This window comes from Neomegalonema sp. (assembly GCF_028688855.1).
GTDB lineage: Bacteria > Pseudomonadota > Alphaproteobacteria > Rhodobacterales > Rhodobacteraceae > Neomegalonema.
In genome coordinates this window covers 46,449-71,601 of the sequence record NZ_JAQTXI010000008.1, presented here as the reverse complement: position 1 = coordinate 71,601, position 25,153 = coordinate 46,449, and the positions used below count along the sequence as shown (strand labels likewise).

The following is a 25,153-nucleotide window of genomic DNA, read 5'->3' as shown; positions in this document are numbered from 1 at the left end:
AATTCGTCCGTTCGTCTTCATGGCTCCATGCCGAGTCCCCGCAGAAAAAAGGCCACCCGATGGGATTTTTCGGCCCGAAGCTGCGCCTGAGCCGCCAGATGATCACGCTCCTCCATCGCCGGAGTCGGAGGCGGCGGGCGGAACAACTGGATGAAGATCTCGGCGGCGCGCAAGAGATCTTCGTCGCTGCGGCCTGCGGCCTCCGGAGCGGCGGCGATCAGCGCCCGGATGCGCTCCGCGCCGCGCCGCGCGCCCTCCTCGCGCAGCAGCTGGCCGAGCGAGGGGAAACGCTCGCTCTCCAGCAGCAGGGCGCGGATCAGGGCCTGAACCTCGGGCATGGTCTGGGTCTGGATGATCTGCTCGGCGAGGGCCTCCAGCCGCAGCCGCAAGGGCAGGTCGGGCGCCATGATCTCGGGAGCCTCGGAGCGCTTCATCAGGGTCTCCAGCACGTCGATGGCCAGAGTCTGGAAGAGCGCCTCCTTGTCGCGATGCCGGGCGTAGAGCGTCGCCTTGGAGACCCTCGCCTCGGCGGCGACGGCGTCCATGCTGGTCCCCGCGAAGCCATGCGCGAGGAAGAGCTTGCGCGAGGCCGCCAGGATCCGCCGCCCGATCTCCTCGGCGGAGCGGCGCGTGGGACGCCCCCCCTTGCGGCGGAGGGGGGCGGCGGGCGAAATCGGATCGGGCTGGTCCATCGGGGATCCTGAGGCTGCGGCGGAACCGGACTCATCGCAGGAGTCCGCCCCTGCGGAGGCGATCCTCCCCCCCTCAGGGCGAGGAGGGCGGCGGCGGACGCTTCTCGCGCCGTCGGGCGAGATCCTGGAGCATGGGCAGCGAATAGAGGACCAGCGCCGCCCAGATCAGCGCGAAGGCGTAGAGCCTTTCGCGGCTGAAGGGCTCCTTGAAGACGAAGATCGCCAGCAGGAAGATCATCGTCGGGGCGATGTACTGCATGATCCCGATGGTCGAGAGCCGCAGCAGCTTGGCGCCGTTGCCGTAGAGGATCAGCGGCACGGCGGTCACCACCCCCGAGGCCATCAGCAGCCAGACGTCGCGCCAGCTTCCGCCCCCGACATGCCCTCCGCCCGTCGCCTCCAGCCAGAGGACCCAGGCCGTCGCCAGAGGCAGCAGGATCAGCACTTCGAGCAGGAAGCCCTGATTGGGCCCGATGGGCAGCGTCTTGCGGAAGAAGGCGTAGAAGCCCCAGCTGAAGGTCAGCGCCAGAGCCGTCCAGGGCAGTCCGCCCCCCTCCCAGGTGAGCAGCCCCACTCCCGCCACGACGAAGCCCAGCGCCGCGATCTGCAAGGGCTGAAGCTTCTCGCGCAGCAGGATCGCCCCCAGGAAGATGCTGAACAGCGGATTGATGAAATAGCCCAGCGCGGCGTCGAGCGCCCGGTCGTTCGCGATGGCCCAGATGTAGATGCCCCAGTTCACCGCGATCAGCGCGGCGGTGAGGCTCGCCATGAGGAGCATCCGCCGGTCGCGCAGCGCGGACTTGAGATCGGACATCCGCCCGAGCGCCAGCAGAAGCGCCGCCGCCACCGGCGCCGACCAGATCACGCGATGAGCCAGAACCTCCGTCGGAGGAATATGGGACACCGCCTTCATGTAGAGAGGCAGGAAGCCCCAGAGGAAATAGGCCCCGAAGGCGAAGGCGAAACCGCGCGCGGAATCGCCTTCCTGCGCCCTGGGCGCGGTCGCGTCGACGCTCATGAGAAAACCCGCCGGGATGAGGAGACGCTCCAGCCATACGCCCGCCGGAGCCGAAGGGCAAGCCGCCTCGTCAGGCGGGCAGAAGGCGGTCCAGCAGGTCGGGAACCTCGGACAGCCGCGAGATCAGCGCCTCGGGCTCCAGCGCCGAGAGCCGCCGCCGCAGGTCCGCGCCCTCGGCGTGGCCGCCGCCGAGGAAGCCCGCCACCCGCATCCCCGCCGCTCTGGCGGCCTCGACGCCCGCCGGACTGTCCTCGATCACGAGGCAGCGCTCGGGCGGAACCTCCAGAGCCGCCGCCGCATGCAGGAAGAGGTCCGGCGCAGGCTTGCCGCGCCGCACAAGGGCCGCGCTGAAGACATGGGGCGCGAAGATCTCCAGAAGCCCCGCGACCTCCAGCGAGAGCCTCAGCCGCTCAGGCGGCGAGGAGGAGGCCACGCAGATCCGCGCGCCGCGCCTCAGGGCCTCCCGGGCGGCCTCGGCGGCGCCGGAGACGGCCCGCAGCTCCAGAGGCAGACGCCGCGCCAGACGCTCCATCATGGCGGCCATGGCGGCTTCGGGCTCCGCCACGCCATGGAGCTCGCGCAGGGCCTTCGCGCCGTCCTTCAGCGAGCGCCCGAGGCAGTCGCGGTAGATTCCGGCCTCGGAGACCTGCGCGCCCTGCGCCGCGAGCGCCTCCCGCAGCGACGCGACCGCGAGGGGTTCGCTGTCGGCCAGCACCCCGTCGCAATCGAAGATCAGGAGGCGCGGCCCCTTCACGACGCCCCGGAGAGATGACGCGCGAGCGTCGCCCGGACGCCCTCGCGCCACAGCGCGTCCAGCGCCTCCGCGAAGAGCTTCGCGAAGGCCGGATCGCGCCCCACGGGGCCATAGACGCTGTCCATGTCGAGCCAGATCTGCGGATTCTCCCTGGCGGCTCCGGCGCGGGCCTTGAGGGCGCTCCAGTCCGGATCGTTGGGGGCGACGACGGCGCCCGTTTCGGTCTCTCCGGAGCAATAGCGGCACCAGAGCGCCGACGCCAGAGCCAAACCTCGCGGCGCGCGTCCCCGGGCGAGATGATCCGCGATGGTCGGCACGATGAACTTCGGCTGACGGTTCGAGCCGTCGAGGCAGAGGCGGCGCACGGTGTCGGCGATGCGGGGATTGGCGAAGCGCTCCGCCACGCGCCGACGATAGGCCTCCAGATCCACGCCCGGAGGGGGCGTCACCACGGGGAGGATCTCGGTCTTCCCGATCTTCTCCAGGAAGGCGGAGATCTGGGGATCGGCCATGGCCTCATGCGCGAACTCGATCCCGAGAATCCCCGCCGGATAGGCGATGACCGCATGTCCGCCGTTGAGGATGCGGATCTTCATGGCCTCGTAGGGCGCGGCCTCGGCGACGATCTCGACGCCCGCCTGCTCCAGAGCGGGGCGGCCCGCCGCGAAGCGGTCCTCCAGCACCCATTGCGCGAAGCCCTCGCAGAAGACGGGCCAGGCGTCCTCGAGTCCGAAATCGGCGGCCAGCAGCGCCCTTTCGCGCGCGCCCGTGGCGGGCGTGATGCGGTCCACCATGCTGTTGGGGAAGGCGGCCTCGCGCAGGATCCATTCCGCCAGCGAGGGGTCCGAGAGCGCCGCCAGACCCACCACCGCGTCGCGGGTCGCGAGGCCGTTATGGGGGATGTTGTCGCAGGACATGACCGTGAAGGCCCGCCGCCCCGCCGCCCGGCGCCCAGGGGGCGCGGGCGTCGGCCTGGATCTCGGGCCGCGAGGGGTCGAAGCGCCCCGAGGCCGGATCCAGCGCATAGCCGCCTTCGGTGATGGTCAGCGAGACGATGCGCGTCTCTTCGGCGTCGAGCGCCGCGCCGATGGCCGCCGCGTCGCCCACGGGCAGGAATCCGGCGTGGGCCCGGGTCACGCGCGCGACGGAGCCTCCGGCCTCCTGCTCGACCACCGTCCCGAGCAGGTCCTGACCCGTCAGGGCCTCGCGGACGGGCGCGTCGAAGGGGGTGACGCCGGCCAGGAGGATCCCCCAGTCCCGGTCGCGGCCCATGCCGAAGAGCCGGTCCAGATAGACCGCCTGATGGGCGCGATGGAAATTGCCCGGACCGAAATGCAGGATCCCCGGACGCAGGGCCTCGCGGCCATGGGCGGGGACGGCGACGCCGAGCCGGGCGACGGCGTCGAGAGTCGCGGCGGAGAGCTTCAATGCCATGATGCGGATCCTCGCCGCGCGGACGCCGGGAGGCGGGACGCGGCCATGAGCGGAGAGGCGAAGGGCCTTCCGGCGCCGGAGGCCGGAGGCGCTGACGCAGGAGCGCGCAGGGGCGACGGCGCGCGCCGCCCCCGGAAGGTCGGGCGAAGGTCAGGCGGCGAGCGTCTCGCCCGAGGGCCCGAAGCGGTGCAGACGCGCCGGATCGGGCCTCAGGCCGACTTCGGAGCCGAGTTCGAAGCTCTCGTCTCCGCCCGCGCGGGCCGTCATGGCGCCGAGCGAATCGGAGCGCAGGTGCAGGAAGGTGTCGGCGCCGAGGCGCTCCACCGCCGTGACCCGCGCGCGCCAGTCGCTGTTCTGCGGCGCGACCACCGCCATGTGCTCGGGCCGCACGCCGACCGCGTGGGCGCCGAGCCGCGCGGCCTCGTGCCCCTCGATGAAGTTCATCTTGGGCGAGCCGATGAAGCCCGCCACGAAGCGGTTGGCCGGCGCGCGATAGAGATCCATCGGCGCGCCCACCTGCTCGATGCGGCCCTTCTGGAGCACGACGATCTTGTCGGCCATGGTCATGGCCTCGACCTGGTCATGGGTGACGTAGATCATCGTCGCCCCGAGCTCGCGGTGAAGCTCGCCGATTTCAAGGCGCATGTTCACGCGCAGGGCCGCGTCGAGGTTGGACAGGGGCTCGTCGAAGAGGAAGGCCGTCGGCTGGCGCACGATGGCCCGCCCGATGGCCACGCGCTGACGCTGGCCGCCCGACAACTGCCCCGGCTTGCGGTCGAGGTAGTCGCCGAGGTTCAGCGCGCGGGCGGCGTCGGAGACCTTCTTCTCGATGCTCGCCTCGTCCATGCCCGCCATCTTCAGCGGAAAGGCGATGTTCTTGCGCACGCTCATGTGCGGATAGAGCGCGTAGCTCTGGAAGACCATGGCCAGGCCCCGTCTGGCGGGCGGCGCATGGGTCACGTCGCGGCCGTCGATGGAGATGCTCCCCGAGGTGACGTCCTCCAGCCCGGCGATCAGCCGCAGCAGGGTCGACTTCCCGCAGCCCGAAGGCCCGACGAACACCACGAACTCGCCCTCGTTGATGTCGAGATCCACGCCGGGGATCACGTCCACGGCGCCGAAGGATTTGCGGACCTGCCGCAGATTGATGCTTCCCATGGGCTTCCCCTCCCTGTTCACTTCACGGCGCCGAAGGTGAGGCCGCGCACGAGTTGTTTCTGCGAGAACCAGCCGAGCAGCACGATGGGCGCGATGGCCATGGTCGAAGCCGCCGAGAGCTTGGCCCAGAAGAGGCCCTCCGGACTGGAGTAGCTGGCGATGAAGGCCGTCAGGGGAGCGGCCTTCGTGGTGGTGAGGTTCAGCGTCCAGAAGGCTTCGTTCCAGGCGAGGATGACGTTGAGCAGCACCGTCGAGGCGATGCCCGGAACCGCCATGGGCGCCAGCACGTCGACGATCTCCTGACGCAGCGTCGCGCCGTCCATGCGCGCCGCCTCGAGGATCGGCGCGGGGATCTCCTTGAAGTAGGTGTAGAGCATCCAGACGATGATCGGCAGATTGATCAGCGTCATCACCAGCACCATCCCGAAATGGGTGTCGAGCAGGCGGAAGTCCCGGAAGAGGATGTAGATCGGGATGAGCACGCCCACCGCCGGCATCATCTTCGTGGAGAGCATCCACATGAGCAGATCCTTGGTGCGCTTCGTCGGCGAGAAGGCCATGGCCCAGGCCGCCGGGATCGCCACCAGAAGCCCGAGCAGCGTCGAGCCGAAGGCGATGATCACCGAATTCATCGCGAAGCGCATGTAGTTCGAGCGGGAGTTGACTTCGTGGTAATTGGCCAGGGTCCAGTCGAAGAAGAGGAACTTCGGCGGCGTGGTCACCGCCTCGGCCTCGGTCTTGAAGCTGGTGAGGAAGGTCCAGAGGATCGGGAAGAAGATCACGAAGGCGACCCCCCATCCCAGAGCCGTCATGAGCGCCTTGCGGCGCGTCGTCGTCGCTCTCGCCATGATCAGGCCTCCAGATTCTTGCCGATGGCGCGGATGAGGAAGAAAGCCACGACGTTCGCCAGGATCACCGCGATCACGCCGCCCGCCGAGGCTCCGCCCGCGTCGAACTGCAGCAGGCCCTGCATGTAGATCAGGAAGCCGAGGTTGGTGCTCGCGGTGCCGGGGCCGCCGTTGGTGGTGACGAGGATCTCGGCGAAGACGTTGAGCAGGAAGATGGTCTCGATCAGCACCACCACCGTCAGGGCTCGCGAGAGATGCGGCAAGGTGATGTGCCGGAAGATCGAGAAGGCGCCGGCGCCGTCCATTTCGGCGGCCTCCTTCTGCTCCTGGTCGAGCGACTGCAGGGCCGTCAGCAGGATGAGCGTGGCGAAGGGCAGCCATTGCCAGGCCACGATGATCGTGATGGAGGTCAGCGGATAGGCGCCGAGCCAGTCCACCGGCTGGAATCCGAGCGTGCGGGCGATCCAGGCGAAGAGCCCGTTCACCGGATGCATCAGCATGTTCTTCCAGACCAGCGCCGACACCGTCGGCATGACGAAGAAGGGCGCGATCACCATGAGCCGCGCGACGCCCTGTCCCCAGAAGGGCTGGTCCAGCAGCAGCGCGAGCAGCGTTCCGCCCACCGTGGTGATGAGCAGCACCCCCAGAACCAGATAGAGCGTGTTGAAGACCGCGTCCTTGAAGGCGGGGTCCGTGACGAAGAACTCGTAGTTCATCAGCCCGGCCCAGGATTCTTCTCCGGGCGAGAGCAGGTTGTAATGCAGGAAGGAGAAATAGACGGTCATCCCCAGCGGGACGATCATCCACATGAACAGCAGAAGGATGCTCGGCGCCGCCATCCAGCGGGCCGCCGTCCTCGTGTGGGTCGTCGCCATGACGCGCCCCCCAAAACGGTCGGATCAGCAGGGCGCGCCCCGAGCGGACTCAGGGCGCGCGGCGGCGTCTCGGCTTATTTCGGATAGCCCGCGCGGCGCATCTCGCGCTCGACGGCGCGCTGGGCGTTCTGGAGCGCCTGATCCGCCGTGGTCTGACCCGCCAGAGCCGCCGCGAACTGCTGCCCGACCGTGGTGCCGATGGCCTGGAATTCGGGGATGGCCACGAACTGCACGCCGACGTAGGGCGTCGGCTCGACGGCGGAATTGGTGGGATCGGCGGCGTTGATGCTGTCGAGGGTCATCTGCGCGAAGGGCGCCGCCTCCAGATAGGCGGGGTTCTCGTAGAGCGAGGCGCGGGTGCCCGGCGGGACGTTGGCCCATCCGTCGCGTTCGGCGACGAGGTTCAGGTAATCCTTCGAGGTCGCCCAGGAGATGAACTTCTGCGCCGCCTCGGATTTCTGCGAGCCCGCCGGAACCGCCAGATTCCACGCCCAGAGCCAGTTTCCGCGCTTGCCGAGGCCGTTGTCCGGCGCGAGGGCGAAGCCCACCTGATCGGCGACTTTGGACTCCGCCGGATTGGTCACGAAGGAGGCCGCCACGGTGGCGTCGATCCACATGCCGCATTTGCCGGTCTGGAAGAGCGCGAGATTCTCGTTGAAGCCGTTGGAGGAGGCGCCAGGAGGCCCGGCGTCCTTCATCAGGTCGAGATAGAAGGTCAGCGTGTCCTTCCAGGGCTTGGCGTCGAACTGGGGCTTCCAGTCCATGTCGAACCAGCGTCCGCCGAAGCTGTTGGCCATGGCCGAGAGCAGGGCCATGTTCTCGCCCCAGCCCGCCTTGCCGCGCAGGCAGATGCCGTAGATCTCGTTGGGCTTGTCGGTCATGGCGCGGGCGGCCTGGCCGACGAACTCCCAGGTGGGCGCCTCGGGCATGGTCAGCCCGGCCTTCTCCATGAGGTCCTTGCGATACATGACCATGGAGCTTTCGCCGTAGAAGGGCGCGGCGTAGAGCACTCCGTCCCGCGAGACGCTGCTGCGGATCGAGGGCAGGATGTCTTCGGCGTCGTAATCCTCGCCGAGCTTGTCGAGGGCGAGCAGCCATCCGCGTTCGGCCCAGATGGGGGCCTCGTAGGTGCCGATGGTCATGACGTCGTATTGTCCGCCCTTGGCGGCGATGTCCGTCGTGACGCGCTGACGGAGCATGTTCTCCTCCAGCGTGACCCATTCCAGCTTGATGTCCGGATGTTTCGCGGCGAAGTCGTCGGCCAGCTTCTGCATGCGGATCATGTCGCCGTTGTTCACGGTGGCGATGGTGACGGTGGTGGTCTGCGCGAAGGCGCCTCCGGCGCCCATCATGATGGCCAGAGCCGAACAGGCCGCAAAGCGGCTGGTCATGCGCGACATGGAGATCCTCCCTGGGGATCGATGGTTTTCTTGATCGCCCGCCGCAGCGCTTGACGAAAGCCCGTTGGCGAGCATTTGATTGGTTGATGAGCAAATATTCGCCCGTCTTCATTCTTTGTCAATCGGGAATTCCTCCGCCGGGCGACTCGCGGCGGGCGGAGATGTCCCGCGAAAACTGTTTCCAAGCCCCGGACGGGGGCTTAGAGCATTTTCCAGCGGAGCCGGACCGGCTCCGCGCGGCGAGCCTGCGGCCGCACAAGGGCCTCTGGAGCCTTCCGACGATCCCCCGTGATCGACGGAGGCTCCGGGGTCGTCGCCCGCGCGGCGAGGAGGATCGATGAGTTCGGAGAAGAACGACCGCCTGGAGGCGGCGGCGCGCGCCGGATGGCTCTATTACGTCGCGGGCGAGAACCAGGACCGCATCGCGGCGATTCTCGGCGTCTCGCGCCCTTCGGCCCAGAGGCTGGTGGCTCTGGCGGTGAGCGCGGGCCTGGTGCGGGTGCGGATCGAACATCCTCTGGCGCGCAGCCTGGACCTCGCCAGGGCGCTGACGGACCGCTTCGGGCTGAGCTTCTGCGAGGTGGCGCCGACGGATCCGCTCTCCGATTCGACCACGCTGGGCGTGGCGCAGCCCATCGCCGACCAGCTCGAAAAGCGCCTGCGCGCCGAGACGCCGACCCTGATCGGCGTCGGCACGGGACGCACCCTCAAGGCCGCCGCCGAGCTTCTGCCGCGCATCGACTGCCCGCAACACAAGGTGGTCTCGCTGACCGGCGCCATAGGCCCCGACGGCGCGGCGGCCTATTACAACGTGATCTTCATCCTGGCGGACCGGCTGTCGGCGCCGGCCTATCCTCTGCCGGTTCCGGTGGTGGCCTCCTCGGCGGAGGAGCGCGACCTCCTGCACCGTCAGCCGACCATCCGCAGCGCCCTGGAGATGGCCGCCCGCCTGGACGTCGCCTTTCTGGGCGTGGGCGAATTCGACGAGCGCGCGCCCCTGTTCATGGACCGCTTCATCTCCGCCGGGGAGCGCGACTCCATGCGCGCCGCCGGAGCGGTGGGCGAGCTGATCGGCTGGGCCTTCGACCGGGAAGGCGTCTGGATCGAAGGCGGCTCCAACGCGCGGGTGGCGGGAGCCCCGCCGCCCCGGCCCGAAGGCGGACGTCTGGTGATCGGCTGCGCCATGGGCGCGCGCAAGCTGCCCGCCGTGGGCGGAGCCCTGAAGGGCCGCCTGCTCAACGGGCTGATCGTCGACGAGGCCATGGCCGAGGGCCTGCTGAAAGGCCCCTGGGCCCCCGGCTGACCCGGCGCCTCAGCGCTCGAAGACCAGCGCCCCGCCGACCCAGGTCGCCTTGACGAGCCCCTGCATGCGGCGTTCGTGGAAGGCCGAGTTCTTCGACTTCGAGCGCAAGACCTTGCGGTCCACGATCCAGGGCGCCCCGAGATCCACGAGGATCAGGTCGCCGGGGGCGCCGGGCGTCAGACGCCCCGTCTCGAAGCCGAGCAGCTCCGCAGGGCGCTGCGCCAGCATCCGCCAGAGCGCCGGAAGCCCGATCATGCCCTTGTGGTGCAGGTTCAGGGCCGCCGCGAGGCTGGTCTCCAGACCCACCGAGCCCGTCGCCGCCTGAGCGAAGGGAAGGCGCTTGGATTCCTCGTCCTGGGGGCGATGGGAGGAGGTCAGGGCGTCGATCAGCCCCTCGGCCACCGCCTCTTCGAGGGCGGCGCGGTCGGCCTCCTCGCGCAGCGGCGGCGAGACCTTGCAGAAGCTGCGGAAGTCGCCGATGTCGAATTCGTTCAGCGAATAATGATGCGCGCTGGCCGAGGCGCTCACCGGGAGGCCCTTCTCCCGGGCGCGCCGCAGGGCCTCCAGAGCCGCCGCCGTGGAGATCTGTCCGGCGTGATAGCGCGCGCCGGTCAGCTCCACGAGCCGGAGGTCGCGCTCCAGAGCCACCACCTCCGCCGCCGCCGGAACCTCCGGCAGGCCGAGCTTGCCCGCGAAGAGGCTTTCCGTCGCGCAGCCCTGAGCCGAAAGCGCGGCGTCCTGGATGTGATGGACCGTCAGAGCCCCCACCGAACGGGCGTATTGCAGGCATCGACGCAGGACCACCGGATCGGCGATCTGACGATCTCCGTCGGTGAGCGCCACGGCGCCCGCGTCGAGGAGGAACTTGTATTCGGCCATCTCGCGGCCTGCGCGGCCCTTGGTCATGGCGGCCATGGGATGCGCCCGCACCTTGCAGACCTCCGCCGCACGCCGCCGCACGAAGGCCACCAGCGCCGGGTCGTCGAGCGGCGGATCGGTGTCGGGCTGCACGACGAGCGTGGTGATTCCGCCCGCCGCCGCGGCCTCGCCCACGCTGCGATAGCTTTCCTTGTGCCGCGCGCCGGGCTCTCCGACGTAGACGCGCAGATCCACCAGCCCCGGCGCGAGCGCATGGCCTCCCGCGTCGCGCAGGGCGGCGCCTTCCGGCCCGGACCCCGCCTCGCGCAGATGCGGCCCCCGATCCAGAATCCGGCCGTCCTCGCCGAGGATCAGGCCGCCCCCGGCGTCGAGATCGGCGGCGGGATCGATCAGGCGGGCGTTGTGGATGTGCAGCGGCTTCATGAAGGCCTCGGAGAAACTAGAGGGCGCGTCCTTGCTGGATGTCGAGGATCAGGCGATAGACGCTCTCGCCCTCTTCGATGAATTCGAAACCCTGGCCGCCTTCGCCGTCCGCTTCTCCGGCGGCGCTGCGGAGCCCGATCGTCGTGAGGGGCCCGGGCTGCGCCTTGATCTCCGTCGCGGGCAGGATGGGGATCGAGACGAGGCGCGGACGGCGCCCGTCCTCCAGGATCAGGGCCCGGCGGTCGCTCAGGGCGTAGCGGGTGCGGGCGCGCCTGCGGGCGTCGGAGAAGAAGCGCCCGACCGCCATCTGGAAGCCCACCAGAATGAAGGGAACGCCCCAGAGCGACAGGAAGGAGGCCCCTCCGAACCAGGCGAGGCCCGTCCAGACCAGAGCGAAGGCGAGGAACATCAGGCCGAAAGGCACGAGGAACCAGTCCTGACCGCGCCATTTCAGCCCCCGCGCGGGCCTTCCGGTCCAGAGCAGCCGCTCGCCCGAGGCGAGGACCGGCGCCCAGAGCGTCGCCTCCTCGCCATGACGCGGCGGCGGCCTCAGACGACGGTCGGCGGGCAGGGTCACGCGGCGGCCCCGAGCCCGCGCCAGTTCGGCAGGCGCTCGGCGAGGGTCTCCAGCACGGCCATGCGCACGGCCACGCCCATCTCGACCTGCTCCTGGATCACGGAGCGGTTGATGTCGTCGGCCAGCTCCGAATCGATCTCGACGCCCCGGTTCATCGGGCCGGGATGCATGACGATGACGTCGTCCTTCGCCCTGGCGAGCTTCTCGGCGTTGAGGCCGTAGCGGTGGAAATATTCGCGCACCGAAGGCACGAAGGCGCCGCTCATGCGTTCGAGCTGGAGGCGCAGCATCATGACGACGTCGCAGCCTTCGAGGCCCTTCTCCATGTCCTCGAAGACCTCGACGCCGAAGCGCTCGATTCCCGTGGGGAGCAGCGTCGGAGGGGCGATGACCCGGATGCGGTTCTCCATCTTGCCGAGCAGCCACATGTTCGAGCGCGCCACGCGGCTGTGCAGGATGTCGCCGCAGATGGCGATGTTCAGCCGGTGCAGGCGCCCCTTGCGCCGACGGATGGTCAGGGCGTCGAGCAGGGCCTGGGTGGGATGCTCGCGGCGTCCGTCTCCGGCGTTGACCACGGCGCAGTTGACCTTCTGCGCCAGCAGGTTGACCGCGCCGGAATCGGCGTGGCGCACCACGAGCAGATCGGGCCGCATGGCGTTGAGCGTCATGGCGGTGTCGATGAGCGTCTCGCCCTTGGAAAGCGAGGAGCTTTTCACCGGCATGTTCATGACGTCGGCCCCGAGCCGCTTTCCGGCGAGCTCGAAGCTCATCTGGGTGCGGGTGGAGCTTTCGAAGAAGAGGTTGATCTGGGTCAGCCCCTTGAGGATGTCGCGTTTCTTGCGGGCCTCGCGGTTCATCTCGACATAGCCGTCGGCGCGGTCGAGCAGCTGGAGGATCGCCTCGGGCGCGAGATCCTCGACGCCGAGCAGATGTCGCTGCGGAAAGGGAATGTCGGTCATGAGGCGGCCTTTGCGGAGAATCGCGCCTGTATAGGGGGCCCCGCCCCCCAGGGCAAGCGCCCCGCCCCTGGGGCGAGCTCCGCCGGACTCCCCCAGGGCGAGCCCCGCCGAAATTTCTCTGGCGGGCGGCGGCGCGCGCCCTTAGACCGGAGCGGCAAGCGCGAAAAGGGGCGTGTCGATGGAGATGGCGGCGAATCCGGGCCCTGAGGCCCTCGGCGCGGCGCAGGCGGGAGCGGCTTTCCTGCTCGCCTGTCTGCTCGGCTCGATTCCCTTCGGGGTTCTGCTGACGCGGGCGCTGAAGCTGGGGGATCTGCGCAAGATCGGCTCGGGCAACATCGGCGCCACCAACGTCCTGCGCACCGGCCACAGAGGCGCCGCCGCCGCGACGCTGCTGCTCGACGCCCTGAAGGGCGCGGCGGCGGTCTGGATCTGCGGAGCCCTCTGGGGGCCTCAGGCGGCGGCTCTGGGCGCCTTCGGCGCCCTGGTCGGGCATTGCTGGCCGGTCTGGCTGAAGTTCCGGGGCGGAAAGGGCGTGGCCACCTTCCTCGGAGGGCTGCTGGCGCTGGTCCCCTGGGCGGGTCTGGCGGCCTGCGGGCTCTGGCTGGTCGTGGCGGGGCTGACGCGGATCTCCTCGCTGTCGGCTCTGGCGGCGGTGGGCGCGACGCCCCTTGCGGCGCTGCTGCTGGAGGCGCCGCGGGCGGCGCTCTGGGCGACGACCGCCATGGCGGTCATCGTCATCGCCCGGCATCACGAGAACATCCGCCGCCTGCTGAAGGGCGAAGAGCCGCGCATCGGCGCGCGCAAGTCCTGAGGGCGGCCTCTTGAGCGCTCCCCGGCCTCCGCAGACGCAAGAGGAATGGCGCGACTGGCTGCGTCTGGCGCGCTCGCAGAACGTGGGGCCGGTCGCCTTTCAGCGGCTTCTGGCGCGCTACGGCTCGGCGGCGGCGGCTCTGGAGGCGGCGCCTCATCTGGCGGCGCGGGGCGGAAGACGCATCTCCCTGGCGCCGCGCGGCGCCGCCGAGGCCGAGCTTGAAGCGGGCGCGAAGCTCGGCGCGCGGCCTCTGGCTCTGGGCGGGCCGGATTATCCGCCGCTTCTGGCCCATATCCCCGATCCGCCGCCCTTCCTCTGGCTGAGGGGCCGTCCGGAGCTTCCGGGCCGCCGGGCTCTGGCGGTGGTGGGCACGCGCAACGCCTCGGCTCTGGGGATGCGCTTCACGCAGGGGCTCGCGCGGGCGCTGTCGGAGGCGGGCTTCGTGATCGTCTCGGGCATGGCCGAGGGAATCGACCGCGCCGCCCACGCCGGAGGCCTCGAAGGCGGGACTCTGGCGGTGCTCGGCGGCGGCCCGGACGACGTCTATCCCCGCCGCAACGCCGACGTCTACGCGAAGCTGATCGACCAGGGCGCGGTGCTCTCCGAGGCGCCGCCCGGCTTCAGGGCCCGGGCTCAGGATTTCCCGCGCCGCAACCGGATCGTTTCGGGGATCTGCCTCGGGACCATCGTGACCGAGGCGGCGGAGCGTTCGGGCTCCCTGATCACGGCGCGTCTGGCCGCCGAGCAGGGCCGCGAGGTCATGGCGGCGCCGGGGGCGCCTCTGGATGGTCGGGCGGCGGGCTGCAACCATCTGATTCGCGAAGGCGCGACGCTCATCCGCCACGCCGCCGACGTGCTGGAGGCCCTGGAGGGGATCGGCGGGCCTCAGGCCCCCTCCCCCCTCCCCGCGTCCCCCTCCTTCATGGAGGAGCCCGGAGAGGAGCAGCCCCCCGAGGACGCTCCCGAAGGCGAGGACGCCCGTTCGGCGGTGCTGCGGCTTCTGGGGCCGGTTCCCGTGGAGATGGACGAGATCCGCCGCCGCACGGGTCTTCCTCCGGGGGTTCTGGCTCTGGCGGCTCTGGAGCTGGAGCTTGCGGGCCGGCTGCTGCGCTCGGCGGGCGACCGGGTGGCCCTCGCGCCCTGAGTCCCCGGGCTCGCCCTCCTGCGCCTCCCCATGTTGACGGGGGGGAGTCGGTGGAGTATATCGCGCCTTCACTCTTCAACGCCCTTGCCGAACGGTTTCAAGAAACATGGCCAATACGCCCTCCGCGCGCAAACGCATCCGTCAGACCCAGCGCCGCACCGCCGTCAACGCGGCCCGCAAGAGCCGCATCCGCACCTTCCTGCGCAAGGTCGAGTCCGCGCTCGCCTCCGGCGACGCCGCCGCCGCCCAGGAGGCCTTCCGCGCCGCCCAGCCCGAGATCCAGCGCGGCGTGACCAAGGGCGTGCTGCACAAGAACACCGCCAACCGCAAGGTTTCGCGCCTCGCCGGCCGCGTGAAGGCCCTTTCCGCGCCCGCCGCGGTCTGACGGCTCCGGGAGCGCCAGAGCGCTCCCCTCTTCTCCCCTGACATCGCGAATCCAGACCGGGAGCCGGGTCCTGGCGCGGGCGTGAGCCTGTTGCCTCCCGGGTGGGGTTCGTCTATGCTTCGGCCCTCGTTTCAGCGAGGAGGCGACGCGCGCCCGTCCTTCATGTCCGGCGCCCGGATCGCTTCGCAGCCGTCGCGGATCGGCGTTTTCCCTGAAGACGCGAGATCGCGTGCGATTCCCGAGGCTTCGGGGTCGCGCGAAGGCGTTTCACGCCCCGGGCGGTCGCGCCGTCCCCATGAATGCGGGCCCTGCGTCGGGCAGGGTCCTGGCGTCTTGAAGGCGGGAGCGAAGCGTGACGGCGCGAAAATTCGATTCCGGCGACGAAGGCTCCGGGGAGCCCGCCCGCGACTCCGCTCATGAGGTCTGGGCTTCGATCCGCCGCGCGCTGCGCGAGGATCTGGGCGAGGCCGTCTTCAAGAGCTGGATCGACCCCCTGATTCTCGCCGAGTCGGGCGAAGGCTGGATTCGTCTGGGCGCGCCCTCGCGGTTCCTGCGCGACGGCGCCGAAGCCCGCTACGGCGATCTGCTGCGCGAGATCTGGCGCGGCCATGGCGCCGCCCGGGTCGAGTGGTCGCTTTCCCCTCAGCCCGCCGCCGCCCTGCGTCGACCGCCCGCCGAGGAGCCTGCGCCCTCCGCCCGAGCTGCGGCGGCTCCTCCGAAATCCGGCGCCCTCGGCGCGAAGGCCGCGGCCGCGGGCGGCAAGCGCCGGGTGGTTCCGGCGAACTCCGACGACGTGGGCCCGCTCTTCGAGGCGGCGACGGCCTCGGCGGCGGCGGGCGAGGAGGATCCGAGCTTCCTCTCGCCCAAGCTGGACGGGCGCTTCACCTTCGACAATTTCGTGGTCGGCAAGTCCAACGAGCTGGCCCACGCCGCCGCGCGCCGCGTGGCGGAGGCCGAAGGCGCTGCGCCGTTCAATCCGCTGTTCCTCTATGGAGGGGTGGGTCTGGGCAAGACCCATCTGATGCACGCCATCGCCTGGGAGGTGAAGCGGGCCCGTCCGGAGCGGCGGGTGGCCTATCTCTCGGCCGAGAAGTTCATGTATCAGTTCGTCAGCGCGCTGCGCTACAAGGAGACGATCCATTTCAAGCAGCAGTTCCGCTCGGTGGACGTGCTGCTGATCGACGACGTGCAGTTCATCGCGGGCAAGGACTCGACCCAGGAGGAGTTCTTCCACACCTTCAACGCGCTGATCGACCAGAACCGTCAGATCGTGATCTCCGCCGACCGCTCCCCGACCGATCTCGACGGCATAGAGGAGCGCATCAAGTCGCGTCTGGGCTGGGGCCTGGTGGCCGACATCCATCCCACCGATTACGAATTGCGGCTCGGAGTGCTCCAGATGCGCGCCGAGGCCGTGGCCGAGCAGCATCCGGAAGTCGAGATCGATCCCAAGGTGCTGGAGTTCGTGGCGAGCCGGGTCTCCGCCAACACCCGCGAGCTGGAAGGCGCCTTCAACCGGCTTCTCGCGCAGGCCACGCTGGTCGGGCGTCCGATCACGCTGGAGATGGCCCGCCAGATCCTTCAGGATCTGCTCCGCTCCTACGACCGCCGCACGACCATCGAGGAGATCCAGCGCAAGGTCGCGGAATCCTACAATGTGCGGCTCGCGGACATGCTGTCGCCGAGGCGGGCGCAGTCGGTGGCGCGTCCGCGTCAGGTGGCGATGTATCTGAGCAAGATCCTCACGGCGAAATCCCTGCCGGAGATCGGCCGCAAGTTCGGCGGCCGCGACCACACCACGGTCATGCACGCCGTCAAGCGCATCGAGGAGCTGCGCGAGGTGGACGACGAGCTCGACGAGGAAGTGGAAGTGCTCAAGCGGCTGCTGGAGGGCTGAGCGCCCTCCCCTTTCCCCTCGCCCCAGCCAGGCGCGCCGCGCCGCCCTTCAGGCCTTGCGGAGCAGCGCCGCCATGCGCGGCGGCACATGCTTCACCTCGACGCCGGTGAAGACGTGCAGGGTGTTCAGATCCTGGTCGATCACCGCATGATCGCTGACCCATCCCCCCATCGAGAGATAGCCCCTCAGCAAGGGGGGCATGGCCTTGGCGGCCTTGACGAGATCGGGCCGCCGGAAGCGCAGCTTCTTGGCGAACTGGAAGACTCTCGGCGACTTGATCCGCGGCAGCCAGCGCTTGGGCGCGAGATGCTTCTCCTTGAGCAGCGCGAAGACGTCGGCGTAGGGCTCGGCGTCGGAGCCGTCGAAGCTGGAGCAGCCGAACATCATCTGGATGCCGCGCTCGTCGACATAGCGCGTCATGGCGGCCCAGGCGATGCGCAGGGCCTCGCCGCTGCCCCGATGGTCGGGGCGCACGCAGAAGCGCCCCATCTCGACCATGGGCTCCTGAAAGCCCCTCAGCGCGGAGAGGTCGTACCACTGGGCGGAATAGGCGCGGTCCACCTCGTCGCCCGATTCGAAGGACATGAGCCGCACGCAGCAGACCAGATCGCCCGTCGCCGTCTCCTCGACCAGCATGTGGTCGCAGAGCGCGTCATAAGGATCGGCGTCGAGCCCGGCGGGATCCCCGGAGCGCCCGCGCGCCGCCCGGAACACCGCATGGCGCAAGGCCTGCGCCCGCAGGACGTCCTCAGGCGCCCGGCTGAGCCGCACCTGATATCGTCCGCGTCTGAATTCGCTCCATCCGCCCAAGCCCATCATGACCGGACCCTCATACGCTCGCCGGAGACCCTGCGCTCCGCGCGCCCTACGCTCGCACAAAACCGCGACGTCTCGCTGAAACGCCGCCCGGCTTTCATTATATAGCTCAAGGCGGGATCAAATCAGCGAGGAGTCTATGGTGAAGATCAAAAAAACCGATGAAGAATGGCGCGCCCAGCTCACGCCCGAAGCCTATCGCGTCACGCGGCGGGCCGGGACGGAGCGCCCCTTCTCCCAGGCGCCCTTTCCGAAGGGCGAGGCGGTGTTCCAGTGCGTCTGCTGCGGGGCGGAGCTCTTCGAATCGGAGGCCAAATACGAATCGGGCTGCGGCTGGCCGAGCTTCACCGCGCCCGCCGGAGAAGCCGCCGTCGAGGAGCGCGTCGACCACAGCCACGGCATGACCCGCGTGGAGGTGCTCTGTTCGCAATGCGACGCGCATCTGGGGCATGTCTTCCCGGACGGCCCGGGCCCGGAGGGTCTGCGCTACTGCATCAACGCGGCGGCGCTGAAGCACGAGCCGAAAGCGCTTTCCAGCGAAACCGACGAGGTTTCGAGTCGCGAAAGCGCGAAGAAATGAAAACCCGGAGCGTCTGAACGATCCAACCTGGTCGGACGATGCTCTCAAGACGAAACCTGAGGATTGTCCGCCCTCCGGAGACGACGAGTCTCCGGAGGGGCGGCTTGTTTCAGGGCGCGGCGGAGGCCAGATCTCTCGCGTGATGTTCACGTCCATGACCGTATCGGGGAGATCCATGACCATGACCCGTCGCCGCCTGCTTGAGCTCGTCGGAGCGAGCAGCCTCGCCGTCGCCGCCGACCGCGCCGCGCGCGCCGAGGGCTTCCCGAACGCCGAGGCGATGCGCGCTCAGGCCGCTTCGCCGATCCTCTTCGCCCACCGGACGCCGATCCGCATCGGACAGGCCGCGCTCAAGGTGCGCGATCTTCAGAAGATGTCGGCCTTTTATCAGCATATGCTCGGGCTCGCCGAGCAGGAGCGCACGCCGGAACGCGCCGTTCTGGGGGCTCCGGGCGGGGCGCCGATCCTCGTGCTGGAGGCCGCGCCTCAGGCCGCCTTCGCCGCGCCGGATGCGGCGGGGCTCTTCCATACGGCCTTCCTGCTGCCGAGCCGCCTCGATCTGGCGCGCTGGCTGGCCCATGTCGTGACGGAGGAGATCCAGCTGACCGGCTTCGGCGACCACAACGTCAGCGAGGCGGTCTATCTCGACGATCCGGAGGGCAATGGAATCGAGGTCTACGCCGACCGCGATCCGGCGGGCTGGGTCTGGACCAATGGTCAGGTGCGCATGGGCACCGATCCGGTCGATTTCGAAGGCCTGATCGGGCTGCTGAACGATGCCGTGCCGATCTACACGCAGGCGCCTCGGGATCTGCGCATCGGCCACATGCATCTGAAGGTGGGCGAGGTCGCCAGGGCCGCCGAGTTCTATCAGAAGACCGCCGGACTCGATCCCACGCAGATGATGGTCTTCCGGGGAGCGGCCTTCCTCTCCTCGGGGCGCTATCATCACCATCTGGGGCTGAACAGCTGGCGCAGTCAGGGCGCGGGCCCGCGCGATCCTGCGGCGCTCGGGCTGTCCTGGACGAGCTTCGAGACTCAGGACGCCGCGATCCTCGCCGCCCGCGAGGCGGCGGCTCTGGCGGCGGGGGCGCAGGTGGAGAAGCTGGCCTCCGGCGAGGGCTTCGAGACCCTCGACCCCTGGGGAACCCGGGTGCGTTTCCTGAAGGTCTGACGAACAGGGCGGGCGAGATCATCTCGCCCGCCCTTTTCATTTCAGGGGCTTCGGGAGCCTCAGAACTCCCAGTCCTCGTCTTCGGTGGCGACCGCCTTGCCGATGACGTAGGAGGAGCCCGAGCCCGAGAAGAAGTCGTGGTTCTCGTCGGCGCCGGGCGAGAGCGAAGCCAGAATCGCCGGATTCACATTGGTGGCCGTCGCCGGGAAGAGCGCCTCGTAGCCGAGATTCATCAGGGCCTTGTTGGCGTTGTAATGGAGGAAGGCCTTGACGTCTTCAGTCAGGCCGACCTCGTCGTAGAGCTCGGCGGCGTAGAGGGCTTCGATCTCGTAGAGGTCGAAGAGCAGCGCGAAGGCGAAATCCTTCAGCTCCTTGCGCTTCTCCTCCGGCAGGCGCTCGACGGCCTTCTGGTATTTGTAGCCGATGTAATAGCCATGCACGGCCTCGTCGCGGATGATCAGCCGGATGAGGTCGGCGGTGTTGGTCAGCCTGGCGCGGCTCGACCACCACATGGGCAGATAGAAGCCCGAATAGAACAGGAAGCTTTCAAGGAAGACGCTCGCCACTTTCCGCCGGAGCGGATCGCTCGTCGCCTGATATTCGTCGAGGATGAGGCGGGCCTTCTGCTGGAGATGCGGATTCTCCTCCGACCAGCGGAAGGCCTCGTCGACTTCGGCGGTCAGGCAGAGCGTCGAGAAGATCGAGGAATAGGAGCGCGCATGCACCGCCTCCATGAAGGCGATGTTGGCCAGCACGGCTTCTTCATGAGGCGTCTCGGCGTCGGGCATCAGCGCGGGGGCGCCGACCGCGCTCTGGATGGTGTCGAGCAGGGTCAGGCCGGTGAAGACGCGGATGGTCAGTTGCCGCTCGGCGGGGCGGAGCGTCGCCCAGCTTGCGATGTCGTTGGAGAGGGGAACCTTCTCGGGCAGCCAGAAATTGCTGGTCAGACGGTTCCAGACCTCCAGATCCTTGTCGTCCTGAATCCGGTTCCAGTTGACGGCCTTGAGCGCGGCGCGCTGCGACGGATGGGCGATGTTCATCGGGGGCTTCCTCACAGGCTGCACGAGACGCAGCCCTGCACTTCGGTCCCTTCGAGGGCCATCTGGCGCAGGCGGATGTAATAGATGGTCTTGATCCCCTTGCGCCAGGCGTAGATCTGGGCGCGGTTGAGATCGCGGGTGGTGGCGGTGTCGCGGAAGAAGAGCGTCAGCGAGAGGCCCTGATCGACATGCTGGGTCGCGGCGGCGTAGGTGTCGATGATCTTCTCGGGGCCGATCTCGTAGGCGTCCTGATAATACTGGAGATTCTCGTTGTCCATGAAGGGAGCCGGGTAATAGACGCGCCCGATCTTGCCTTCCTTGCGGATCTCGACCTTCGCCACGATGGGATGAATCGAGCTGGTGGAGTTGTTGATGTAGCTGATGGAGCCCGTCGGCGGCACCGCCTGAAGATTGCGGTTGTAGAGCCCGCCCTCCATGACGGCCTGTTTCAGCGCGGCCCAGTCCTCGCGGGTCGGAATCTCCACGCCGAATGTCTCGAAGAGCGCCCGGACCTTCTCGGTCTCGGGCAGCCAGTCGCGGTCGGTGTATTTCGCGAAGAATTCGCCGCTGGCGTATTGCGACTGCTCGAAGCCCTTGAAGCTCTCGCCGCGCTCGCGGGCGAGGCGGTTCGAGGCCTTGAGGCAGTGATGCAGCACCGCGCAGAAATAGATGTTGGTGAAGTCGATCCCCTCCGGCGAGCCGTAATAGATGTGCTCGCGGGCGAGGAAGCCGTGGAGGTTCATCTGGCCGAGGCCGATGGCGTGGCTTTCGTCGTTGCCGCGCCGGATCGAAGGCACCGAGTCGATCCTGCTCATCTCCGAGACGGCGGAGAGCGCGCGGATGGCGGTCTCGACCGTGGCGCCGAGGTTTCCGCCGTCCATGCTGGCGGCGATGTTCAGCGAGCCGAGATTGCAGGAGATGTCCGCGCCGAGATGATCATAGCCGAGATCGTCGTGATAGGTGCTCGCCTCGTTGACCTGGAGGATCTCCGAGCAGAGGTTCGACATGGTGATCCGCCCCGCGACCGGGTTGGCGCGGTTCACGTTGTCTTCGAACATCATGTAGGGATAGCCGGATTCGAACTGGATCTCGGCGAGGATCTGGAAGAGTTCGCGGGCCTTGATCTTGGTCTTCTTGATCCGGGGATTGTCGACCATCTCCTGATATTTCTCGGTGACCGAGATTTCGGAGAAGGGAACGCCATAGACCTTCTGCACGTCATGGGGCGAGAAGAGATACATGTCGGCGTTGTCGCGCGCGAGCTCGAAGGTCACGTCCGGGATCACCACGCCGAGCGAGAGCGTCTTGATGCGGACCTTCTCGTCGGCGTTCTCGCGCTTGGTGTCGAGGAAGCGCAGGATGTCGGGGTGGTGGACGTTGAGATAGACCGCCCCCGCGCCCTGACGCGCGCCGAGCTGATTGGCGTAGCTGAAGCTGTCTTCGAGCAGCTTCATCACCGGCAGCACGCCCGAAGACTGGTTCTCGATGCCCTTGATGGGGGCGCCCATCTCGCGCAGGTTGGTCAGCATGAGCGCCACGCCGCCGCCGCGCTTCGAGAGCTGCAGCGAGGAGTTGATGGCTCTGCCGATGGACTCCATGTTGTCCTCGACCCGCAGCAGGAAGCAGGAGATGAGTTCTCCGCGCTGCTTCTTGCCCGCGTTCAGGAAGGTCGGGGTGGCGGGCTGGAAGCGTCCGGAGATCATCTCCTCGACCAGCGCCCGCGCCAGGGCTTCGTCGCCGCGCGCGAGGGTCAGGGCCACCATGACCACGCGGTCTTCATAGCGTTCGAGATAACGCTGACCGTCGAAGGTCTTCAGCGTGTAGCTGGTGTAATACTTGAAGGCCCCGAGGAAGGTCGGAAAGCGGAATTTCTTCGCATAGGCGGCGTCGAAGAGGCTCTTCACGAAGGGCTTGGCGTAGGCCGCCAGAACTTCGCCTTCGTAATAGCCTTCCTCGACGAGGTAATCGAGCTTCTCGTCGAGCGAGTGGAAGAACACGGTGTTCTTGTTCACATGTTCGAGGAAATAGCGCCGCGCCGCCAGACGGTCGGCGTCGAAGCGGATGCGCCCCTGGGCGTCATAGAGGTTCAGCAGCGCGTTGAGCGCATGGTGATCCAGTCCGGCGTATTCCGGCGAAGGCGACTTCAGGCCCTCTCGCGCAGGCGTGTCCAAAATTCTTCGAGCCCCTTGTCGACGCGGTCGATATCCGTTCCGGTTCCAGCAAGCTCGAACCGGTAAAGCAACGGAACGCCGCATTTTTCCGCGACGACTCCGCCCGCATGGGCGAAGAGATGTCCGAAATTGCGGTTCCCCGCCCCGATCACGCCGCGCAGCAAGGCGCGGTTCGCAGGATCGTTGAGGAACCGGATCACCGGCTTCGGCACGGAGCCCCGTCCCTCGCCGTCGCCGTAGCTCGGGCAGATGAGGACGAAAGGCGCCGTCGCAGAGAGAGGCCCGCCGAGGATCCTCAGGGCGGGCCTTGCGCGCCGCTCCCCGAGTCGTTCGACGAAGCGGCGGGTGTTGCCGGTGGCGGAGGAGAAATAGACCAGCCCCTCCATAGCCGGATTCAGGCCAGAAGGCCGATCTTGTCGGGACGGAATCCGGCCCAATGCTCCTCGCCCGCCACCACGACCGGAGCCTGGCGATAGCCGAGTTCGGTCACGCGGGCCATGGCCTCGGCGTCTTCCGTCAGATCCACCAGCCGATAGGCCACCCCGCGACGATCGAGAGCCCGGGTGGTGGCGTCGCACTGGACGCAGGCGGGTTTGGAATAGACGGTGACGGTGGAGGTCATTGCTCGGTCTCGCTTGTGATCTTGGGGCGGGCTTGGTCTGCGGGGGATCTCCCCGCGCGCCGGGCTCGCCAGCCCATGGACATTCGCGTTCGAAAGGTCTATTCCGCCAGCCGCGCCTTGCGGCGGACGGAGAGGATTCCGGCGGCGGGCTTCAGGGAATCTTCACGCGTCTTTTCGCGCTCATCCCCTATCCCTTGCGGTTCATCGCCCCCTCGAACGCTAGATATGGTAGCTGGCTGTCGCAATTTGTCCATAGATACAAAGTGGGAACTCCGGGAAAGCGCGCCTTTGGATAGCCCCTCCCGAGGCCGCGCCGCGAAACATCCGGCGCCGCGAATCCCGAGCCCGTCGGGATCGGTCAGAAGGATCAAGCCGTAAGCCGTCCGACCCGTCGCGCGGCGCCGCGTCCGGCCCGGCGGAAGGCGTCGCCGGAAAACATGGGGTCAAGTCCATAATTTCGCCCGGGCGCCGATTCCCCGAGCCCCGGAGCCCGGAAGGAATCGCCGCGCGGGCCGCCTTCGCCGCCCGCCGCCCCGACTCGCGACCGCTCGCGGCGGCTCTGGCGAGGCGAATCGGAAAATCCCCGATCCGGCCGCGCGCTGGACAAAATTCCTCATCTGGCGTGAGATGGGATCCAGAGGCGCCCCGAAGCGCCCGTCCAGCCGCCTCCAGGCGGCGTCAGGGAGAAAGATCATGTTCCTCAGCGTGTTCGAGGTCTTCAAGATCGGCGTCGGCCCTTCCTCGTCGCACACCATGGGCCCGATGACCGCCGCCGTCCGTTTCCTTGATCTGCTCCGCCGCTCGCCGGAGGGGCGAAGCGCCGCCAGACTCCGCGCGCGGCTGCACGGCTCGCTCGCCTTCACCGGCAAGGGCCACGCCACGGATCGCGCCGTGGCGCTCGGGCTGCTCGGCTGGACGCCCGAAGGGCTCGACCCGGCGGCGGCCGAACGCCAGATGGCGCGGCTGGCTCGGGAGAAGCTGCTCCGTCCTGCTGGGCTTCCGCCTCTGGCCTTCGACCCGGAGGCGGACGTGGTCTTCGACTACGGCCCTCCCCTGCCCGGCCACGCCAACGGCCTCGTGCTGGAGGCTCTGGACCGGCGCGGCCGGCGCCTGCTGGCGGAGACCTATTACTCCATCGGGGGCGGCTTCGTGGTGACCGCCGCCGAGAAGGCCGCCCCTGCGCCGCCCTTGAGCGAGATGGCCGCCGCGCGCCCCTACCCCTTCGCCAGCGCCGCCGAGATGCTGCGCATGGCGAAGACGAGCGGCCTCTCCATCGCGGGGATGAAGCGGGCCAACGAAACCGCCGAACGCTCGCCCGAGGAGATCGCCGCCGGACTCCGGCGCATCTGGTCCGTCATGGAGGCCTGCATGGAGCGCGGCCTCGCGCAGGAGGGCGTCCTCCCCGGAGGCCTGGGCATCAAGCGCCGCGCGGCGAAGATCCGCGTCCAGCTGGAGCGCGAGAAGCATTCCAACCGCGGCCAGCCCCATCTGGCGGCGGAGTGGCTGGCGGTCTACGCCATGGCGGTCAACGAGGAGAACGCGGCGGGCGGCCAGGTGGTCACCGCCCCGACCAACGGCGCGGCGGGAGTCGTGCCCGCCGTGATCCGCTATTACCTCGACCATTGCGTGGGAGCGGATCCGGCGAAGGTCGGCGACTTCCTGCTGACCGCCGCCGCCATCGGCGGGCTGATCAAGCACAACGCCTCGATCTCGGGCGCCGAGGCGGGCTGTCAGGGCGAGGTGGGTTCGGCGGCGGCCATGGCGGCGGCGGGGCTCTGCGAGGCGCTCGGCGGGGCGCCCGAGCAGGTCGAGAACGCCGCCGAGATCGCGCTGGAGCATCACCTCGGCATGACCTGCGATCCGGTCGGCGGACTGGTCCAGGCGCCCTGCATCGAGCGCAACGGCGTGGGCGCGGTGAAGGCCGTGACGGCGGCGGCTCTGGCGCTGCGCGGCGACGGCTCGCATTTCATGCCCCTCGACTACTGCATCCGGGCGATGCGCGAGACCGGCGAGGAGACGAGCGTGAAATTCAAGGAGACCAGCCTCGGCGGCCTGGCGGTGAATCTGCCCGGCTGCTGATCTCCGGCGGAGCGGAGGCCTCAAAACGCCTTGGGGCCTCCGCGAGAGGCCCGCGCGCCGCCCTCCGGAGCTTGCGGCGGGCGGGAAAATCCATTCCTGCGCAGAATGCCTGTT

At 68.7% G+C, this 25,153-nt stretch carries 23 protein-coding genes and 1 pseudogene; 8 read left to right on the top strand and 16 right to left on the bottom strand.

Going from position 1 to position 25,153, the window contains the following annotated elements; genetic code table 11:
* Positions 1-17 precede the first annotated feature (17 nt).
* The 8 genes and pseudogenes from PHN62_RS08000 to PHN62_RS07965 form a co-directional block, all read right to left on the bottom strand.
* On the bottom strand, positions 18-692 hold the full coding sequence (locus tag PHN62_RS08000) for a TetR/AcrR family transcriptional regulator (RefSeq protein WP_300148777.1): 675 nt from the start codon (positions 690-692) through the stop codon (positions 18-20).
* A 73-nt stretch (positions 693-765) separates the two neighbouring features.
* Positions 766-1,710 carry an EamA family transporter RarD gene (gene rarD / locus PHN62_RS07995; protein WP_300148774.1) on the bottom strand — a complete coding sequence of 315 codons (945 nt, stop codon included), beginning with the start codon at positions 1,708-1,710 and terminating at the stop codon, positions 766-768.
* A gap of 70 nt (positions 1,711-1,780) precedes the next feature.
* Positions 1,781-2,464 (bottom strand): HAD-IA family hydrolase, encoded by a 684-nt coding sequence (locus tag PHN62_RS07990; RefSeq protein WP_300148772.1) that lies wholly within the window; start codon positions 2,462-2,464, stop codon positions 1,781-1,783.
* Positions 2,461-3,898: pseudogene (locus PHN62_RS07985) on the bottom strand (mannitol dehydrogenase family protein). The gene PHN62_RS07990 and the pseudogene PHN62_RS07985 overlap by 4 nt, the downstream one beginning before the upstream one ends.
* 150 nt (positions 3,899-4,048) lie before the next feature.
* Entirely contained in the window at positions 4,049-5,056 is a 1,008-nt protein-coding gene (locus PHN62_RS07980) for an ABC transporter ATP-binding protein (RefSeq protein WP_300148769.1), read from the bottom strand.
* A 17-nt stretch (positions 5,057-5,073) separates the two neighbouring features.
* Positions 5,074-5,904 carry a carbohydrate ABC transporter permease gene (locus PHN62_RS07975; protein ID WP_300148766.1) on the bottom strand — a complete coding sequence of 277 codons (831 nt, stop codon included), beginning with the start codon at positions 5,902-5,904 and terminating at the stop codon, positions 5,074-5,076.
* A gap of 2 nt (positions 5,905-5,906) precedes the next feature.
* A complete protein-coding gene (locus tag PHN62_RS07970; RefSeq protein WP_300148763.1) occupies positions 5,907-6,779 on the bottom strand; it encodes a carbohydrate ABC transporter permease in 873 nt (290 codons plus the stop codon).
* A gap of 74 nt (positions 6,780-6,853) precedes the next feature.
* Entirely contained in the window at positions 6,854-8,131 is a 1,278-nt protein-coding gene (locus tag PHN62_RS07965; protein WP_300148984.1) for a sugar ABC transporter substrate-binding protein, read from the bottom strand.
* 385 nt (positions 8,132-8,516) lie between these two features.
* Between PHN62_RS07965 and PHN62_RS07960 the strand changes: the two genes are divergently transcribed.
* Positions 8,517-9,482: a sugar-binding transcriptional regulator gene (locus PHN62_RS07960; protein ID WP_300148760.1), complete on the top strand. Its 966-nt coding sequence runs from the start codon at positions 8,517-8,519 to the stop codon at positions 9,480-9,482.
* A gap of 9 nt (positions 9,483-9,491) precedes the next feature.
* On the opposite strand, the gene pyrC is transcribed toward PHN62_RS07960, so the two are convergent.
* From pyrC to PHN62_RS07945, 3 genes are read right to left on the bottom strand one after another with little or no spacing between them, the layout of a single operon-like run.
* Complete coding sequence (gene pyrC, locus PHN62_RS07955) at positions 9,492-10,784, bottom strand: dihydroorotase (RefSeq protein ID WP_300148757.1); 1,293 nt, start codon at positions 10,782-10,784, stop codon at positions 9,492-9,494.
* 16 nt (positions 10,785-10,800) lie between these two features.
* Entirely contained in the window at positions 10,801-11,361 is a 561-nt protein-coding gene (locus PHN62_RS07950) for a hypothetical protein (RefSeq protein ID WP_300148753.1), read from the bottom strand.
* Positions 11,358-12,311, bottom strand: coding sequence for an aspartate carbamoyltransferase catalytic subunit (locus PHN62_RS07945; protein WP_300148982.1), 954 nt, complete (start codon positions 12,309-12,311; stop codon positions 11,358-11,360). Before PHN62_RS07945 ends, PHN62_RS07950 begins: the two co-directional genes overlap by 4 nt.
* A 187-nt stretch (positions 12,312-12,498) precedes the next feature.
* On the opposite strand from PHN62_RS07945, the gene plsY reads away from it, so the two are divergent.
* The 4 genes from plsY (at position 12,499) to dnaA (ending at position 16,557) form a co-directional block, all read left to right on the top strand.
* Positions 12,499-13,131 (top strand): glycerol-3-phosphate 1-O-acyltransferase PlsY, encoded by a 633-nt coding sequence (plsY, locus tag PHN62_RS07940; RefSeq protein ID WP_300148980.1) that lies wholly within the window; start codon positions 12,499-12,501, stop codon positions 13,129-13,131.
* 10 nt (positions 13,132-13,141) lie between these two features.
* A complete protein-coding gene (gene dprA, locus PHN62_RS07935) occupies positions 13,142-14,275 on the top strand; it encodes a DNA-processing protein DprA (protein WP_300148750.1) in 1,134 nt (377 codons plus the stop codon).
* 106 nt (positions 14,276-14,381) lie between these two features.
* A complete protein-coding gene (gene rpsT / locus PHN62_RS07930; RefSeq protein WP_300148747.1) occupies positions 14,382-14,660 on the top strand; it encodes a 30S ribosomal protein S20 in 279 nt (92 codons plus the stop codon).
* A gap of 352 nt (positions 14,661-15,012) precedes the next feature.
* Positions 15,013-16,557 carry a chromosomal replication initiator protein DnaA gene (gene dnaA, locus PHN62_RS07925; RefSeq protein WP_300148744.1) on the top strand — a complete coding sequence of 515 codons (1,545 nt, stop codon included), beginning with the start codon at positions 15,013-15,015 and terminating at the stop codon, positions 16,555-16,557.
* A gap of 48 nt (positions 16,558-16,605) precedes the next feature.
* On the opposite strand, the gene PHN62_RS07920 is transcribed toward dnaA, so the two are convergent.
* Positions 16,606-17,376, bottom strand: coding sequence for a GNAT family N-acetyltransferase (locus tag PHN62_RS07920; RefSeq protein ID WP_300148741.1), 771 nt, complete (start codon positions 17,374-17,376; stop codon positions 16,606-16,608).
* 136 nt (positions 17,377-17,512) lie between these two features.
* Here PHN62_RS07920 and msrB point away from each other — a divergent pair, with 136 nt between their 5' ends.
* Positions 17,513-17,953 (top strand): peptide-methionine (R)-S-oxide reductase MsrB, encoded by a 441-nt coding sequence (msrB, locus tag PHN62_RS07915; RefSeq protein ID WP_300148738.1) that lies wholly within the window; start codon positions 17,513-17,515, stop codon positions 17,951-17,953.
* A 181-nt stretch (positions 17,954-18,134) separates the two neighbouring features.
* A complete protein-coding gene (locus PHN62_RS07910) occupies positions 18,135-19,127 on the top strand; it encodes a VOC family protein (RefSeq protein WP_300148735.1) in 993 nt (330 codons plus the stop codon).
* A 59-nt stretch (positions 19,128-19,186) separates the two neighbouring features.
* On the opposite strand, the gene nrdF is transcribed toward PHN62_RS07910, so the two are convergent.
* Genes nrdF through nrdH form a run of 4 tightly spaced genes read right to left on the bottom strand, consistent with a single transcriptional unit; the run spans position 19,187 to position 22,960 of the window.
* Complete coding sequence (nrdF, locus tag PHN62_RS07905; RefSeq protein WP_300148732.1) at positions 19,187-20,167, bottom strand: class 1b ribonucleoside-diphosphate reductase subunit beta; 981 nt, start codon at positions 20,165-20,167, stop codon at positions 19,187-19,189.
* 11 nt (positions 20,168-20,178) lie between these two features.
* Entirely contained in the window at positions 20,179-22,338 is a 2,160-nt protein-coding gene (nrdE, locus tag PHN62_RS07900) for a class 1b ribonucleoside-diphosphate reductase subunit alpha (protein ID WP_300148730.1), read from the bottom strand.
* The gene (gene nrdI / locus PHN62_RS07895) at positions 22,311-22,724 is read right to left on the bottom strand and encodes a class Ib ribonucleoside-diphosphate reductase assembly flavoprotein NrdI (RefSeq protein WP_300148727.1); all 414 of its coding nucleotides are present in this window, start codon (positions 22,722-22,724) and stop codon (positions 22,311-22,313) included. Before nrdI ends, nrdE begins: the two co-directional genes overlap by 28 nt.
* A gap of 8 nt (positions 22,725-22,732) precedes the next feature.
* Positions 22,733-22,960, bottom strand: a complete 228-nt coding sequence (nrdH, locus tag PHN62_RS07890) for a glutaredoxin-like protein NrdH (RefSeq protein ID WP_300148724.1) — start codon at positions 22,958-22,960, stop codon at positions 22,733-22,735.
* Between the two features lie 693 nt (positions 22,961-23,653).
* Here nrdH and PHN62_RS07885 point away from each other — a divergent pair.
* Positions 23,654-25,039 (top strand): L-serine ammonia-lyase, encoded by a 1,386-nt coding sequence (locus PHN62_RS07885; RefSeq protein ID WP_300148721.1) that lies wholly within the window; start codon positions 23,654-23,656, stop codon positions 25,037-25,039.
* The last annotated feature ends 114 nt before the right edge of the window (positions 25,040-25,153 follow it).

Coding starts and splice junctions, on each gene's coding strand:
- PHN62_RS08000 (WP_300148777.1), bottom strand. CDS start 692: ATGGACCAGCCCGATCCGATTTCGCCCGCCGCCCCCCTCCGCCGCAAG.
- rarD (WP_300148774.1), bottom strand. CDS start 1,710: ATGAGCGTCGACGCGACCGCGCCCAGGGCGCAGGAAGGCGATTCCGCG.
- PHN62_RS07980 (WP_300148769.1), bottom strand. CDS start 5,056: ATGGGAAGCATCAATCTGCGGCAGGTCCGCAAATCCTTCGGCGCCGTG.
- PHN62_RS07975 (WP_300148766.1), bottom strand. CDS start 5,904: ATGGCGAGAGCGACGACGACGCGCCGCAAGGCGCTCATGACGGCTCTG.
- PHN62_RS07970 (WP_300148763.1), bottom strand. CDS start 6,779: ATGGCGACGACCCACACGAGGACGGCGGCCCGCTGGATGGCGGCGCCG.
- PHN62_RS07965 (WP_300148984.1), bottom strand. CDS start 8,131: ATGATGGGCGCCGGAGGCGCCTTCGCGCAGACCACCACCGTCACCATC.
- PHN62_RS07960 (WP_300148760.1), top strand. CDS start 8,517: ATGAGTTCGGAGAAGAACGACCGCCTGGAGGCGGCGGCGCGCGCCGGA.
- pyrC (WP_300148757.1), bottom strand. CDS start 10,784: ATGAAGCCGCTGCACATCCACAACGCCCGCCTGATCGATCCCGCCGCC.
- plsY (WP_300148980.1), top strand. CDS start 12,499: ATGGAGATGGCGGCGAATCCGGGCCCTGAGGCCCTCGGCGCGGCGCAG.
- rpsT (WP_300148747.1), top strand. CDS start 14,382: ATGGCCAATACGCCCTCCGCGCGCAAACGCATCCGTCAGACCCAGCGC.
- PHN62_RS07920 (WP_300148741.1), bottom strand. CDS start 17,376: ATGATGGGCTTGGGCGGATGGAGCGAATTCAGACGCGGACGATATCAG.
- msrB (WP_300148738.1), top strand. CDS start 17,513: ATGGTGAAGATCAAAAAAACCGATGAAGAATGGCGCGCCCAGCTCACG.
- PHN62_RS07910 (WP_300148735.1), top strand. CDS start 18,135: ATGACCCGTCGCCGCCTGCTTGAGCTCGTCGGAGCGAGCAGCCTCGCC.
- nrdF (WP_300148732.1), bottom strand. CDS start 20,167: ATGAACATCGCCCATCCGTCGCAGCGCGCCGCGCTCAAGGCCGTCAAC.
- nrdI (WP_300148727.1), bottom strand. CDS start 22,724: ATGGAGGGGCTGGTCTATTTCTCCTCCGCCACCGGCAACACCCGCCGC.
- nrdH (WP_300148724.1), bottom strand. CDS start 22,960: ATGACCTCCACCGTCACCGTCTATTCCAAACCCGCCTGCGTCCAGTGC.
- PHN62_RS07885 (WP_300148721.1), top strand. CDS start 23,654: ATGTTCCTCAGCGTGTTCGAGGTCTTCAAGATCGGCGTCGGCCCTTCC.